Below are 15,122 nucleotides of genomic sequence, written 5' to 3'. Positions count from 1 at the left end.
AAGGCCGAATGACTGATTCATCTACCGGGCCAGCCACCGGGCCACGGGTCGCCCTGATCACCGGTGCCACGTCGGGAATCGGCCGGGCGTGTGCCTTGCGCCTCGCTGCCGAGGGCTTCACCGTGGTGGTCGGAGGCCGCGACGCCACCCGGGCCGACGCCGTGGTGGCTGAGGTCACCGCCGCCGGTGGGTTGGCCACCACCGCGCTGGGTGACGTGGCCGACCCGACCTATGGAGACGAGGCCGTCGGGTCCGCGATACGGGCCCATGGGCGACTCGACGTGCTGGTCAACGCGGCGGGCGTCATCACGAGGGCCAACGCCGAGGGCACCAGCGACGAGGAATGGCACCGGGTCATGTCCACAAACGTGGACGGCCTGTTCCGGTGTACTCGAGCCGCCCTTCCGGCACTTCGGGCCGTCGGGGGCGGAGCCATCGTCAACATCAGCTCGACCAACGGGCTGGTAGGCGGACCCGGACTGGCCGCCTACTGCGCCTCCAAGGGGGCGGTCACCAACCTCACCCGGGCCATGGCGCTGGACCACGCCCACGAGGGCATCCGCATCAACGCCGTCTGTCCGGGAGCTGTGGATACCAGCATGCTCTACTCGGAACGTAACGACTCGCGAGAAGAGGTACATGCCATGAACATCGGCGGTATCCCCGAGGGGCGAATTCCCGCCGGTGACGAGGTCGCCCACGTGGTGGCCTTCCTGGCCGACGATCGGTCCCGACATGTGAACGGTGCCAACATCAGCGTCGACGGTGGGTACACCGCAGCATGAATGACGACCCGGAGGGAAACGGCCGGGTCACCGGCCGCATCGTCGTGGTCACCGGCGGCGCCCAGGGCATTGGGCGGGCCATCGTGAACCGATTCGCCGCCGAGGGCGCCACCGTCGTCATCGGCGACCTCACCGATCCGGGCAACCTGTTCCTAGAGAGTGACGCAGCCGGCCACCGTGAGTGGGTGCCCCTCGACGTCACCAACGAGATCTCGATCCTGGAGTTCGCCGAGTCGGTGGCCGCCGTCCACGGCGGCGTCGACGTACTGGTTAACAACGCCGGGATCATGGACACCCGGGCCCTCGCCGATGAGACTGTGGCCGGCTGGGACCTCACCATGGCCGTCAACCTTCGGGGACCGTTCCTCATGGCCAAGCACCTCGTGCCGCTCATGGAAGGCCGATCCGATCCAGCCATCGTGAACATCGGCTCCATCGAGGGGCTGGGGGCCAATACTCTCCACTCCTCGTATGCGGCTTCCAAGGCCGGTGTACACGGCCTCACCCGCGCGCTGGCCGTCGAACTCGGTCCGGCGGGAATCCGCTGCAACGCCGTGGCCCCCGGCTGGATCGACACCGAACTAAACCGGGGTTACGTCGACAAGCACCCAAACCGTGAGCAGGCGGTGGCCGACCTAGCCACGCTGCACCCAGTGGGCCGGATCGGCGAACCCGCTGACGTGGCGGCCACCGTGTCTTGGCTGGCCAACCCGGACGCCGGCTTCGTGACCGGCCAGGTGGTGACCGTGGACGGCGGTCGCATGAGCCGCCTACCAATCCCCGCCTCACTCTCCGACGACTGAGCCCAGCCAGCCGACCCCCAATCCGGTCGGGTCGGGAGTGGTCAGACCAGGTCGGGATTTCGCCAGACGATGAGAACGGCGTTGCCGCCCACCGCTGGATCGTCCATGTAGTCGGGGATGGCACAGATGGCCTCGAACCCGTTCTCGATCTGGAAACTGAGCGTCGGGTCATAGAGTTCACCGGCCCGCACCCGGTCCACGTACTGGTCGGCCGACATTTTGTCGATCTGGTCCTTGTAGCCGGGGATGACCCCTCCGGCCACGATGCCCTTCTTGCCGAGGCGCCGGACGACATCCTTGCGGAGGACGTACAACTCCTGGCCGATCCCAAGACGGCGATAACCGGGATCCACGGCGATGGTCACGCCGTAGTACCAGTCCGAGTCGTCGGAGTGGTTGCCACACGAGTTGGCGCCGATCAGGTCATCCAGCGAGTGATGCGGGTCGTCGAAGTCGAAGTCGATGAGGATCCCGACACCCATGCCGACCGGCGTGTCACCGTCGAGGGCCACGAATCCGCCATCGGGGAATGTCTCGCACAGGGCCAGGATGTCCGGCACCTCGAGGAGGTCCTCGATGCCGGCCGTGGGGAAGGCTGCGCGTTCAATGGCCGCCAGTTCCTCTGCCCAACGGGCATCAATGGGTGCGTAGGTGATCTCCGGCGCGGAAGGTCCTCTGGCCGGGCGGCCCGTCCCAGGCGGCGTCTTCATGCAGGAAAAGGCACGTGGACGTACTCGTTCTGACTGGGCAAGCCCCAGACGGCCCAGAAGTCCAGCGTGGCGGGACGCATGATCGCCGCACCGCTGGACTCGATGTGGGTCGGTTCGACCGAGACCTGACAGATGGCCTCGTCGTCGCGGGTCACGGCCATCAGATCCTCGACGCCGATGCCGTCGCGGTCCAACAGTTCGACGGCCCGATCGCGCCGACGAGTCGAGCTGGCCATCAGGCCATCCTGCTTGGGTGCCTGCCGGGCCAGCGCCTCGTCCCAGATGGCGTGGTTGGTATGGACCTGGGCGTTGTCGGCCAACGCCTCGGTAGGCCGGGCCGTGGGGAAGGCCTCGATCATGTGGCCGTCGCCGCTGGCGTCGAACGTCAGGAAGCTGTGGGCACCGGCGAGGTCAGCGTCGAGGATGGCGTCGCGGGCAGCCGCCGCCGAGTCGCAGGTGAGGGCATCACGCACCACCGACGTCCACATGACGCCCCGGCAGCCGTCGGTGGCCACCAGGTTGTTAATACCCACGCACACGCCGGCCTCGTTCATGCCTAGTTGGCCCAGGCATCCCGTGGTGGTGAACACCAGAGCGGCCGGGCTGTTATCGGGCCGGATCCGCAGCAGGACCACGTAGGGGGTGGCCGTGTCGTGCATATCCCACGTCTGGCCGTAGAACCCTTGCCCGTCACACCGTGCATCGGGGACGATGAACGCGGTGCAGTCATCCTCCTGGACCTCCAGGGGATGCCTCCCTCCGACCACCGATCGCACGGTGTCGACGAAGTCGGTGAATCCGCCAGCCACCACAGCCTCCTCGGGCGTGATGCCGGCGCCGTCGGCCAGACCACACAGTTCGGAATACAGATCCACCGAGTGCGCCTCGTGGGCCGGCAGGCACGATCGGGCGATGTCGAGCACCTCGGTCCGGTCGATCTCGCCGCCCGCCCAGAAACTCGATCCAGCGAGGCGGACCCGTTCATCGGCGTAGGCCCGGATCTCATCTGCGTGGGCCATTCCGTGGGCGTGGCCCATGGCCTCGTGGCTTCCGGCCAGATCCAGGATCCGCAGGGGAGGTCGTCTCATTTCGTCAGTCTGGCTCAACCCCTTGCTGGATGCAAGGGATTCCGTCGCCATCATTCTCATAGACGACGAATTTCGTTGTTAACAATTTATTCTGCCACTGTTTCCGTCGTGTGACTGGAGGCCACTAGGTTGCCGAACCGGTGCAGGGTCCGGCTTACCGACTGCTCCCGTAGGTGGTGTCGAAGCTCCAGACGACCGCTGGACGTGACCGTCTCATCAACCACGTCGACCTCGGCGGTCACCGCGGCCCGACGCACCGTCTCGGACACGAAGCCCACTGCTCGGATTCGGCCGAACCGATGAGCCGACATGGACCTGACGAACGACGCGTCGTCCTCATCGCAAGCCCGACTCACCCGGGGAACCACTCCACAACGAGCCGCGGCTGCCAGCACCCGGTCGACCTCGGCAGGCGTCCCTCCGGGGCCGATGCGGATAATCAGGTCGGGATGGGGCCGATACCGGTGAACGTTCGCCTCACAGAACAATCCAGCCTGATCCTGATCCGTGCCGTAGTGGGTCTCCCACCATTCGCCGTCGGATGCCTCAACGCCGGCGGCGTCCACCTCGTCGAGACCGCCCGTCGACTCCCAGGTGCCCAACTGCAGCAGGTAGTCGGGCCCACCGGCCTTCGCGCCGGTTCCGACCGACGACCGCTTCCAGCCCCCGAACGGCTGACGCTGCACAATGGCACCGGTGATCCCCCGGTTGACGTAGGCGTTACCCACCTCGACGGCGTCCAACCAGCAGTCGATCTCGGCGGGGTCCAGAGAGTGAATCCCGCCGGTCAACCCATAGTCCACCGCGTTCTGAACCTCGAGGGCCTCGTCCAGGTCGGCCACCGCAATCAGGCCGAGAACTGGCCCGAAGACCTCCGTCCGGTGGAACGACGAGTCCGGGCGCACACCAACCTTGATGCCCGGCGTCCAGTGCCGACCCCACTCACCTCCAGGCAACGGGTCCAGACAACGGGGCTCCAGCAGCCACTCCTCGCCGGGGGCCAGCACAGTCAGCGCGTCCAGCAACTTGCCGGTCGGAGCTCCGACGAGCGGAGCCAGCACAGTGGCCGGATCATGCGCCGGCCCGGGTCGCAGCGAGCGAGCCGCGTCCACCACCTGGCGAAGGAAGCGTTCGTCGCCGGCTACCGACCCGACCAGGATTCCCAAGCTGGCCGCCGAGCACTTCTGTCCTTGGTGACCGAACGCCGAGGCCACCAGGTCGGCGGCCGCCAGGTCCAGATCGGCCTGCGGGGTGACCACCAGGGCGTTCTTGCCGCTGGTCTCGGCGAACAGCCGGAGGTTCGGGTCCCAGCAGCGGAACAGGTCGGCCGTCTCGTAGCCGCCGGTCAGGATCACCCCGTCGGCGGTGGTAACCAGGTGACGGCCCACCTCGTCGTCCGGCGTCCGGACAAACCGCAGAACGTCGGTCGGCACACCGGCCGCCCAGCACGCCTCGGCCACGATCTCCGCACACCGGGGCGTTTCCGGCGCTGGCTTGAATACCACGGCGTTGCCGGCGGCCAGCGCGGCCAGCGTCCCGCCCGCCGGAATGGCCACCGGGAAGTTCCACGGTGGGATGACGGCCACCACGCCCAACGGGCTAAACCGAGCGCCGTCGATCCGCTCTAGTTCGGGCGCCCGCTCGGCGTACCAACGGGCGAAATCAACCGCCTCGGCGATCTCCGGTGCGGACTCGTCGAAGGTCTTGGACGCCTCATGGGCCATGGCCACCAGCAGCTCGTCGTGACGAACGAGGAGCTCGTCGGCCACCCGCTGCAACACGGCACGTCGGCCGACGCCGCCCAGGGCCGCCCACTCGGACTGCGCGGCCCGGGCGGCGACCAGCACAGCGTCGATGCCGTCAGGTCCGTCGACCGTCACGGTCATCGGAGTCGCCGTCGGCTGGAAGGTCTGCCCGGTCACCGCGTCGATGCGTCTTCGCACCGAGGGCAGCGTCGGATCAGTGTCCGGTTGATTCCTGAAGGCACCGTCGTTGGTCGCCCGCCCCGTACGGGTGGGTATTTCACGGCGAGAGGCCTCCCGGCGAGGCAGGTCGCCGACTTCCCACCGATCGGCTACCCCCCGGCGGAACCCGTCAGCCTGTTCGGCGAACTCGGGGGTCCCCGGTCGAAGGGTGAATAGGTGACGCAGGAAGTTGTCGTCCGCCGCGTTCTCCTCCAAGCGACGGAACAGGTACGCCACCGCCACGTCGAAGTCGTCGCGCCCGACAATGGGCGTGTACAGCAGCAGCCCACCGACCTCGTCGCGGACCGTCCTGGCCTGGGCGGGGGCCATCCCCTGAAGCATCTCGAACTCCACCCGATCGGCGACGCCCCGGCTCTCGGCGAGCAGGTGGGCCCACGCCACGTCGAACAGGTTGTGGCTGGCGAGCCCGATTCGCACCGCCCGGGCATGGACGGGTCGAAGCGCCCAGTCGACACATCGCTTGTAGTTGGCATCGACCTCGGCCTTGGTCTCGTACGGCGTCTGGACCCAGCCGTGCACGGCGGCATCAACTCGCTCCATGGCCAGGTTGGCACCCTTGACGAGCCGCACCTTCACCTCGCCACCCCTAGTGTCGTGGCGGGCCGAGGCCCAGGAGCTGATCCGCTTGAGCGCACCGAAGGCGTCGGGCAGGTAGGCCTGCAGCACGATCCCCGCATCGAGGTGCCGAAGTTCGGGCTCGTCGAGCAGGTCGGTGAACGCCCGGATGGTCAGCTCGAGGTCACGGTGCTCCTCCATATCGAGGTTCACGAAGGTAGGCCTCCCCGACGGCGTGGGGGCCACCGCTGCACGCTGGTACAGCACCCGGAGGCGTTCCTCAATTCGGGCCAGCGTGTCATCGAACGCCCACATGTTGATCTGGCTGACAATGGCCGAGACCTTGACCGAGACGTAGTCGACCTCGGGGTCTTCGATGAGGGCAAGTGTCTTATTGAACCGTCGGGTCGCCTCGTCGTCTCCGAGGACAGCTTCGCCCAGCAGGTTGACGTTCATGGCGTAGCCCTCGGACCGCCGCTCGACCAGGTGCTCGTGGACTGGGCCGGGCGCCGCGTCGACCACCATGTGGCCGACCAGTTGGCGAAGGCGTCGACGGGCCAGAGGCATCACGATTCGCGGCAGCACTGGGGCAAGGCGGGCGCCGGCCCGCAAGAGCAACCGATCGACACGGCTCAGGAATTCCGGCAAGTCGCCGTCGTCGACCAGGGCGGCCAGCTGTTCGGCGGCCAGCGCGTCGTCGCGGTGTCGGGCCACCCGGTCCACGAACCGCATGGTGAATCCCACTCCGAACGGGTCCTCGATGATGCCCTGCATCCGATCGGAAAGACGGGCCTCGGCAGGTTGCTCGTCCGCGTGGGCCTCGGTCAGCCAGCGGGCCACCACGGCCACCGCATCCTCGGCGAGCGACTCGGGATCGGTCCGGGCACGGCCGGACGGGGGCACGGCCCGCAGGCCCGCCGTCTCCCGATCCGGGGTCGACCCGTCGTGAGGGAGCACAGTAGAGGAACTCGGGGCCATCTGCATGACGTCATCCTCGGGAAACCAGCGTCGGTGGTCTTATACGATCCGCTCCCCAATGGTCACCGAATCGGACAATCCCCCGGTGGATCCCCCGGCCGACGAAGCCGGCACCCGTTCAGATGACCGATCTGATGTCGTGCCCGCTGTCGATCCGGGTGCCGTGTCCAATGCGCTGGACGCTGCCTTCCTGCCCGCCGAGGTGGCCGCCGAGTGCAGGTTCTCGGACTAGCCGAGCCTCACCCGTCAGCTCGAAAGACCCATCGGCCAGACACCGGCCCGATTCTGGTCAAGAAGGGCCGGATGGCCGCCCGTTCTCCAGAGAGCCGGATTCAGGCTGCGGCGCGCTCCACGCGGATCGGCACACCCAGCTCCCACAGGCCCAGGGCGTCAGCCATCGGTACGGGCCGGTTCACCTCGCCGTTGTGGTTCACGCCGTACAGCTCGGCCGACACGTCGTCGGCGTCGGCCTTGACGACCACCGTGTAGACGTCGTGGAATGCCTTGAGCCGGCGTTCGGCACCCCGCACGTTGGGTTCGGCATCCAGCACCAGCGTCGACGTGCTGGATGAATCGCCGAAGCTCAGCACAGCACCGCGGTCGTCGAACTCGACGGATTTCACGATACCGATCGCTGCCGGCGTGCTCTTGGAGTTCTTGCCTGCCACTGGTGTACCTCCTGGAAACCGAGCCCCATGCGATGCCGCTGAAAACCACTCCGGGGGAGTGGCCAGTCTACCGGGGGTGTCCTTCGGGCCCGACGGGGTAATGGAGGCGTGCCGAGGGGCACACTGGACCTGTGGACCAACCCCAACCCCGCCCGCCCGGTCACCCGGCCGATCATCTAGTGGTGGCCGACGAGGTAGCGGCGACCTTGGCCGACGGCCGGGCCGTAGTGGCCCTGGAGTCCACGATCATCAGCCACGGCCTGCCGTCTCCGCAGAACGTCGAGACAGCACTGGACTGCGCAGCTCGCGTTCGGGCCTCAGGTGCCGTCCCGGCCACTGTGGCCGTCATCGACGGATCACTCCGGGTCGGCCTCTCGGTCGACGAGATTGAGCGCCTTGGCAGTGGGGAGGCCGAGAAGGCCAGTCTTCGCGACCTGGGACACCTGCTGGCGGAAGGTCGGACGGGTTCCACCACGGTGGCCGCCACCATGTTCGCTTCCCACCGGGCTGGGATCCGAGTGTTCGCCACGGGTGGGATCGGTGGTGTACACCGCGGTGATGGTCAGGATATTTCGGCTGACCTCACCGCTCTAGCCACAACGCCGGTGGCCGTGGTATGCGCCGGAGTCAAAGCGGTCCTTGACTTGCCCCGAACCGTTGAAGCCTTAGAGACGCTCGGAGTCCCGGTTGTCGGGCAGAAAACCGGCGTGATGCCCGAGTTCTGGACCCGGGGCGGCGACCTACCGGTGTCGGTCCGTTCTGACCGTCCAACAACCACGGCCGGCATTCTTCACGCCCACTGGGGTTGCGGTCTACTCAGCGGAGTAGTGGTAGCTAATCCCATCCCTGTTAGCGACGAGGCCGACCCACAGACCATCGCTGATGCCATCGCGGGTGGTCTGGCCGCAGCCGACGCTGCCGGAGTACACGGTCGCGACGTAACACCCTTCCTGCTGGCGCATATCGGCCAGACCACCCACGGTGCCAGCCTCGAGGCCAACGTGGCCCTTGTGAAGCACAATGCCGCTGTAGCCGCCGAAATCGCCGCTGCGCTGGCCGCCCTTCCGACCCTTGGCGTGGGGAGAAACTAAGAGGTGGTCAACCGCTATCCCGAGCAGGGCACGATCATCACCGGTGGACCTGCCTATCCGCTCGCGAAAGGCGGCCTCGGGACCGTTGAGGCGGTCCGGATCGACGGTGGCCGGATTACCCACGTCGGATCGCTGGCCGGTGCAAGAGCCCTCGGCGACGCTCAGGTTGTCGACCTAGACGGCCGCAGCATCCTCCCGGGCTTTGTCGACGCCCACACCCACCCTCTTATGCACGGCCAGTGCGCCTCGTGGGCCGACCTGACCTCGGCGGCCAGCATCGACGAGGTGGTCAAACTGCTCGGAGAACACGCCCGAACCGAGGCCCGCTCCATAGGTCCGATTCGCGGCTTCGGCTACGACCACCACCGCCTGGCCGAGGGTCGGCACCCCACAGCCGTGGAACTGGACCTGGTGGCTGACAACCGAACGGTCACCGCAATGCACGTAAGTGGCCACGGATTCTCGGTGAACAGTCACGGGCTGGCCGAGGCCGGTATCACCGCGGCGGCGCCCACCCCGCCCGGTGGCGTCATCGACCGTGACGAGGACGGACGGCCCACCGGTCGAGTATTCGACGCCGCCTGTGACCTGCTCACCGGACCCGACGGGGTAAAACTCGGAAACCACGGCCCCAACCTCCACCTGCCGGACGACCCGGACGACCTGGCCAGCATGCTGGACGACGCTCAGGAGGCGTTCCTGGCTGCCGGAATCACCACCGTGGGCGACTGCCAGGTCACCGAACGGGAAATGCGGGCCTTCCTGGCCGCTCGGGACGCCGGGCGCCTCGCGTTGCGCGTGGTGATGTACGTCCTGTCCAGTCACGTCGACGGCCTGGACCGCCTGGGGATCGAGTCGTGGCTGGGGAACGACCGCCTGTCGGTCGGCGGAGTCAAGCACTACGCCGACGGTGCCCTGACTGGAGGCACCGCCTACCTACCGTGCGGCTGCGGGGCCACCCACGGGCACCTGTACCACGGTCCGGGCGAACTGGAAGACCTGCTGGTCGCCTCGGCCACTGCCGGTCGTCAGACCGCCACTCACGCGCAAGGACCTGAGGCCATCCAACTGGTGCTGGACGCTCTGGGCCGGGCCCCGCTGCGCCCCGACCTCCGGCACCGCATCGAGCACTGTGGATTCCCGTCTGCCGACCAGCTAGCCGAGATGTATCGGCTGGGAGTGGTCCCGGTCCCACAGCCAACCCAGGTCCACCTTTACGGGGAGGGTGTGCGCCGCGACCACCCCGAGGTGGCAGATGGCATGTACCCCTCAGGACGGATCGCCGCGGCCGGCCTACCCGTCGTGCTGTCCTCGGACGCCCCGGTAACTAGGCCATGCGTGATGCTGTCCTGCTGGGCAGCTGAGACGCGTCTGACCTCCGCGGGACGCGTCCTCGGCGATGAAAACCGGATCACCCGGGCACAATCCCTCACCGGCTACACGGTCGGCGGAGCCCACGCTCTGCGGCGAGACGACGTCGGGTCACTGGCCGTCGGGAACCCCGCCGACCTCGTACTCCTGGCCGACGACCCGTTCACTGTCGCCGTCGACCGTCTCCCGGACGTAGCCGTCCTAGAGACCTGGGTCGACGGCCATCCCGCCTGGACCCTCATCGACGGCCGCACGCCGTGAAGACCGCCAGCGTAGAAAACAGCTGAAGAGGAACCAGCGGCGGAACCGGTCAGTCGACCAGGTTCTCCTCTGTCGTAGCAATGAAGACGGCGAGGGTGCATCCGGTCTCGGTTCTCGAGTCGTGCCGGGTCCCTGCGGCCAGCAGCACCAGATCTCCCGGCCGGTATACGTGACCGTCGTGGTCAATCAGCTCGCCCTCCAGCATCAGGAACTGCTCGTCGCAGGTGTGCTCGTGGGGTGTAGTCCGCGTGCCCGGGTCCATGCGGTAGACGTGGAAACCGCCCCCCAGCGGGTACGACCCGTCAAGCTGCAGGATCCACTCGCCGGGCGACGGCTCGCCGTCGACGATGAACGGGACGAACTCGGCCTCGAACCGGTTAGCTACCCGGCGTTCGGCGGAACCGATGGGGTCCATGTGCGGCCCCTGCCACTCCCCGTGCCCGTCTACGGTCACGACTCTGCGGCCAGATCGGCGAGGTATTGCTGGGTGAAGTCCCAGCAGAGCGAGTCCCGGGCAGCGAACATCCCCCGGTCGAACGAGCGCGAGCTCACCCCCCGCTGGGTGCGTTCGCAAACCGCGTTGTCCTGGGCCAGGACCAGGTTGCTGAAGTCACAGACCGCGCTGGGGTCGAAGTCGTCAGACTCAACTGCGGAGGGCTCGAACAGGTACTCGATCTCGTAGTCGGTCCGCGCCGGCCCCCGGGGGATTAACCGGGTCAGGATCACGCTGGTGCCGGTGATGTCGACGAAGAGGTTCGGATAGACGAACGCCGAGAGGTAGGACCGTTCGTCGCCTGGCGTCATGGTGGCGATCACCGGGAGTGGGGCCGTACCGTCAGCCGTGAAGCTGTTGGCCCCCTCAGCTAACCAGGCACCACCGTCATCCCGGCCCTCGTCAATCACGTCACCCTGTTGGTGAAGGGGGATTATCTCTACCAGTTCGGGGTGGACCTGCGGGCAGTGGAGACACTCGGCATAGTTCTCCACCACAACCTTCCAGTTGGCGGCCACCGTGCTGGTCTCCAGCCTCCCAAGCCGGAGACGGTCCAGCTGCAACCGCTCGAACGACAAAATCTCGTCGCTGCTTTCGGCCAGCCAGTCCACCAACGGCGGAGGGTCGTTGGCCAGGCTGACGAAGAGCATCCCCTGCCAGCTCTCCACCGCAACCCGATGGAGTGGGAACGCCATACGGTCAAGCTCCTCCTTCGCCACGTTCGGGGTCGCCACCAACTCGCCGTCCAGCGAATAGCTCCAAGCGTGGTACGGGCAGGTGATCGCCGCTCCGAAGCCGCCCCCGCTGGCGTCACACAACTGCGAACCCCGATGCCGACACACGTTGTAATAGGCCTGTAGATCTCCGTCCCGATTACGGAGTACGAGGACGCTCTCAGCACCGACGTCGACCACCAGGCGATCACCCACGTGAGCCAGCCGCTCGGAGCGCCCGACGTAGCACCACCGCCGGTGGAAGACGCCCTCGAGGTCGGCGTCATAGACCGCTGGAGACCGATATTCCTCCCCTCGCAATGTGGGCTTCATCGCCGTAGACACGTATCCCTCCTCCCGGAACCCCAGTGGGCCCCGCCTTGTCATAGCTTCCCCCCGGGTCCGCCTGGACTCTGACCGAAGGCACTGACTGGCGAGTCAGTCAGTGGCTGACTATAGTGCCGCGCCATCGCGAGAACTACCACGAGGGGGCCCATCCATGAAGAACCGCCAGCCTGAACGCCGACGCCCGACCACCTCTGCGAGCCGCTCTCCGGTCAGTAGGCGCCAGTTCCTCGGTGGTTCCGCTATGGCCGCCGGCGGCCTGGTACTCGGCCCGTCGATCCTCGCCGCCTGCGGAAGCGACGGCGGTTCGGGCACAGCCCTGAAACTGGCCCGGCCCGACAAGCCGGTCACGCTTCCCAGCGTCGGGGACGCCGTGGCTGCTGGGAAAGCCCACGAAGGCGGAACCCTGCAGATACTCAACTACGTGGACTACCTCAACCCGGACGTGGTCGCCCGGTTTGAGGAGACCTACGGCGTCAAGACCGCCGTCACCACCTACGACACCGAGGAAGGGGCACTCAACAAGCTCCGCTCCGGTGCCTTCACGCCCGACCTCATCATCGGGATGACCGACTCCGTCCTATCCCGGCTGGTGGCTGCTGAACTTCTCCAGCCCCTCAATCACTCCTACCTGTCCAATTTCGGCAACGTCATCGAGGGCCTCCGCGACCCCTACTACGACGTGGGTGCCCAGTACACGACTCCGTACATCATCTATTCGACGGGGATCGGCTACCGGACGGACATGGACGTCGACACGTCCTACTTCGAGTCGGGCAACGGGTGGGACATCCTGTGGGACCCCGCCTATTCCGGTCGCCTCGGCATCCTGGACTCCTACCGCGATGTAATCGGCTCGGTGTTGCACCGCAATGGTGAGGACATCAACACCGGTGACCAGAAGGTCCTGAACGCCGCCCTGGAGGACCTCCGGGAGATGTCGGCTGCCACAAACCCGAAGATCGACATCCTCGCCTACACCGAGGTCCCCGCTGGAACACGCGTAGTCAACCAGTGCTGGTCAGGTGACATGCTCCTCGGTGTCTGGTACCTCCCGGAGGATGCCTCATGGACCGAACTCGGCTATTGGCAGCCCGACGAAATGGTGACCGGAAACGACGTCTTCTGCGTGGCTAGGAACGCCGAGCGTCCCGTCCTGGCCCATGAGTTCATCAATTTCTTCCTCGACGTCGACAACGCCCTGGAGAACTTCGGGTGGACGGGCTACCAGCCGGCCCTGGAGGCCCTGGACGCCCAGACGTTGATCGACTGGGAATACGTCCCGGCCAATCTGGCCAACGCCCTGATAACCCCGGCGCAGTACGCCAAGGGCAACCGAGCCGTGGCCCTGGAGCCGGACGTGGATGCCCGCTGGACCGACGTCTGGGCCAAGTTCACCGCTGGCTGATCCTCGGCCCACTGCCGGGCGACCCCTTTCTCGCTGAGCAACGACGGTGACCGGCGCCCCAACTTCCGTAACAACCTCCGACGGGTCACGACAGCGCGGTGACCGGGGCACCCTTTGGGGGCTGTTCGCCCTCCCAGGGACGGTCTGGCTACTGGTGCTGTTCGTGGTGCCGTTCTACGCGCTGGTCTGCGTGGCCTTCGGAGACATCGATCCCGTCTTCCGCAACGCCGTCCCGGCCTGGAACCCTCTCAACTGGAGCTTCGGCACTGCGGGCGAGGTCCTCGGCGAGATCTTCGGGGGGAGCCTCCGGAAGGTGTTCCTACGCACCATTTCCTATGTGGTGTGTGCCGTCGTCCTCTCGTTCTTCGTCGGCTATCCGGTGGCGTACTACCTGGCTCGGCACGCTGGACGATGGCGCGGCCTCCTCCTAGCCCTAATGGTCCTGCCGTTCTGGGTCAACTACCTGATGCGGATGCTGGCCTGGGTCAACCTGCTACAAGTTGACGGCTGGGTAACCCGGGCCTTCTCGGTGTTCGGGGTCCAGGTGAACTGGTTAGACGGCCAGCCGGTCACCGTGGTGCTGGGTCTGGTATACGGCTACGTCCCGTTCCTAGTCCTCCCCCTCTACGCCGCCCTCGAGCGACTCGACGGCCGGCTCCTTGAGGCGGCCCGTGACCTGGGGGCCGGACCAGGCCGGACCTTCCGCCTCGTGACCATCCCACTGTCGCGTCCCGGGATGCTCGGGGCCGGTGTGATCATCGCTCTGCCCATGTTCGGTGACTACTACACGAACGACATGCTGTCGCGGTCGCCGGCCACTGAGATGGTGGGGAACCAGGTCGACTTCTACCTGAACGCCACCACCCAGCCCCAGAAGGGGGCCGTCCTAGTCCTGGTGCTGTCGGCCCTTCTGGTCGTCCTCATGTCCTACTACCTGGTCAGCACTATGCGGATGCAGCGGGAAATCCGGGCATGAGCAGGCGACGAGGTCGGAACCCGTGGCGGCGGCCGATCGGCCTTGCCACCTGGACGTGGGCCTACGTGCTCTGGATGTTTCTGCCGGTAGCCATCGCCGTCTTGTTCTCGTTCAATGGCGGGCGTAGTCGTTCGGTCTGGCAGGGCTTCTCGCTGCGCTGGTGGACCGGGGAACCTAATGCCTCGCTTCTCCACGACGAGACCCTGCACAGTGCCCTGCGTAACTCGTTGGTTCTGGCTCTCCTCACCATGCTGGTGGCAACCCCGATCGGCATCGCTCTGGCTATAGGCCTGGCCCGATGGCGGTCCCGGACGGCCAGCGGCGCCAACTGGTTGATGTTGGTCCCGCTCGTCACCCCCGAGATCGTGATGGGCGCCTCGCTGCTGTTGGTCTTCACGAACCTGTACACCGGAATCCCGCTGGGACGACCAGCCCAGCTGCTGGGCCACGTGACCTTCTCCATCTCGTACGTGGTTGTGGTGGCCCGCGGCCGGCTCCTGTCGATCGGACGGGACTACGAGGAGGCGGCTCGAGACCTGGGCGCTAGCCAGCTCCAGGCCATCCGACTAGTTCTCCTACCGCTGCTCGCCCCGGCCATCTTCGCCGGTTTCGTGATCGTGTTCGCCATGTCGATCGACGACTTCGTAATCAGCGCCTTCCTATCCTCGGGGGCTGGGTCGGAGACGGTGCCTGTCCGGATCTACTCGGCCGTGCGGACCAGCTCTACGCCAGCGCTAAACGCCCTAGCCTCGTTCCTCGTCGCCTCCACGCTGGTTGCCCTCGCCCTTGGAGCCAGCGTCATGTCGTGGTTCCGGCGTCGTCGCGGAACTAAGGAGTCGGCGCTGGCCGACCTCACCTCAGTCGGCATCTGAACCCAACAGTCTGGAAATCG

General features: G+C 66.7%; 14 protein-coding genes. 8 read left to right on the top strand and 6 right to left on the bottom strand.

What is annotated here, in order from left to right; translation table 11 throughout:
* Positions 1-8: 8 nt before the first annotated feature.
* The gene (locus QF777_02025; protein MDP6910328.1) at positions 9-785 is read left to right on the top strand and encodes an SDR family NAD(P)-dependent oxidoreductase; all 777 of its coding nucleotides are present in this window, start codon (positions 9-11) and stop codon (positions 783-785) included.
* The gene (locus QF777_02020) at positions 782-1,588 is read left to right on the top strand and encodes an SDR family oxidoreductase (protein MDP6910327.1); all 807 of its coding nucleotides are present in this window, start codon (positions 782-784) and stop codon (positions 1,586-1,588) included. The genes QF777_02025 and QF777_02020 overlap by 4 nt, the downstream gene beginning before the upstream one ends.
* Before the next feature lie 41 nt (positions 1,589-1,629).
* Here QF777_02020 and QF777_02015 read toward each other — a convergent pair whose 3' ends face one another.
* The 3 genes from QF777_02015 to QF777_02005 form a co-directional block, all read right to left on the bottom strand.
* Positions 1,630-2,298: a GNAT family N-acetyltransferase gene (locus QF777_02015; protein MDP6910326.1), complete on the bottom strand. Its 669-nt coding sequence runs from the start codon at positions 2,296-2,298 to the stop codon at positions 1,630-1,632.
* On the bottom strand, positions 2,295-3,386 hold the full coding sequence (locus QF777_02010) for a C45 family autoproteolytic acyltransferase/hydrolase (GenBank protein MDP6910325.1): 1,092 nt from the start codon (positions 3,384-3,386) through the stop codon (positions 2,295-2,297). Before QF777_02010 ends, QF777_02015 begins: the two co-directional genes overlap by 4 nt.
* Positions 3,387-3,472: 86 nt before the next feature.
* Positions 3,473-6,910 carry a bifunctional proline dehydrogenase/L-glutamate gamma-semialdehyde dehydrogenase gene (locus QF777_02005; GenBank protein MDP6910324.1) on the bottom strand — a complete coding sequence of 1,146 codons (3,438 nt, stop codon included), beginning with the start codon at positions 6,908-6,910 and terminating at the stop codon, positions 3,473-3,475.
* 79 nt (positions 6,911-6,989) lie between these two features.
* Between QF777_02005 and QF777_02000 the strand changes: the two genes are divergently transcribed.
* Positions 6,990-7,136 carry a hypothetical protein gene (locus tag QF777_02000; GenBank protein ID MDP6910323.1) on the top strand — a complete coding sequence of 49 codons (147 nt, stop codon included), beginning with the start codon at positions 6,990-6,992 and terminating at the stop codon, positions 7,134-7,136.
* A 100-nt stretch (positions 7,137-7,236) separates the two neighbouring features.
* Here the strand turns inward: QF777_02000 and QF777_01995 are convergent, their stop codons facing one another.
* Entirely contained in the window at positions 7,237-7,572 is a 336-nt protein-coding gene (locus tag QF777_01995; protein ID MDP6910322.1) for a hypothetical protein, read from the bottom strand.
* Positions 7,573-7,703: 131 nt separating this feature from the next.
* Here QF777_01995 and QF777_01990 point away from each other — a divergent pair, with 131 nt between their 5' ends.
* Entirely contained in the window at positions 7,704-8,663 is a 960-nt protein-coding gene (locus QF777_01990) for a pseudouridine-5'-phosphate glycosidase (protein ID MDP6910321.1), read from the top strand.
* A gap of 3 nt (positions 8,664-8,666) precedes the next feature.
* Complete coding sequence (locus tag QF777_01985) at positions 8,667-10,295, top strand: amidohydrolase (protein ID MDP6910320.1); 1,629 nt, start codon at positions 8,667-8,669, stop codon at positions 10,293-10,295.
* A 49-nt stretch (positions 10,296-10,344) separates the two neighbouring features.
* Here QF777_01985 and QF777_01980 read toward each other — a convergent pair whose 3' ends face one another.
* The gene (locus QF777_01980; protein ID MDP6910319.1) at positions 10,345-10,710 is read right to left on the bottom strand and encodes a cupin domain-containing protein; all 366 of its coding nucleotides are present in this window, start codon (positions 10,708-10,710) and stop codon (positions 10,345-10,347) included.
* Positions 10,711-10,745: 35 nt separating this feature from the next.
* The gene (locus QF777_01975; GenBank protein MDP6910318.1) at positions 10,746-11,846 is read right to left on the bottom strand and encodes an aromatic ring-hydroxylating dioxygenase subunit alpha; all 1,101 of its coding nucleotides are present in this window, start codon (positions 11,844-11,846) and stop codon (positions 10,746-10,748) included.
* Between the two features lie 154 nt (positions 11,847-12,000).
* Between QF777_01975 and QF777_01970 the strand changes: the two genes are divergently transcribed.
* Genes QF777_01970 through QF777_01960 form a run of 3 tightly spaced genes read left to right on the top strand, consistent with a single transcriptional unit; the run spans position 12,001 to position 15,102 of the window.
* Entirely contained in the window at positions 12,001-13,254 is a 1,254-nt protein-coding gene (locus tag QF777_01970; protein MDP6910317.1) for an extracellular solute-binding protein, read from the top strand.
* A 46-nt stretch (positions 13,255-13,300) separates the two neighbouring features.
* Positions 13,301-14,230, top strand: a complete 930-nt coding sequence (locus QF777_01965) for an ABC transporter permease (GenBank protein ID MDP6910316.1) — start codon at positions 13,301-13,303, stop codon at positions 14,228-14,230.
* Positions 14,227-15,102, top strand: a complete 876-nt coding sequence (locus tag QF777_01960) for an ABC transporter permease (GenBank protein MDP6910315.1) — start codon at positions 14,227-14,229, stop codon at positions 15,100-15,102. The genes QF777_01965 and QF777_01960 overlap by 4 nt, the downstream gene beginning before the upstream one ends.
* Positions 15,103-15,122: the final 20 nt, after the last annotated feature.

This window comes from Acidimicrobiales bacterium (assembly GCA_030747595.1).
In the GTDB taxonomy this organism is placed as follows: Bacteria; Actinomycetota; Acidimicrobiia; order Acidimicrobiales; family MedAcidi-G1; genus UBA9410.
Note: the sequence above shows the minus strand (reverse complement) of the source record. Positions and strands in the feature narration are given on the sequence as shown.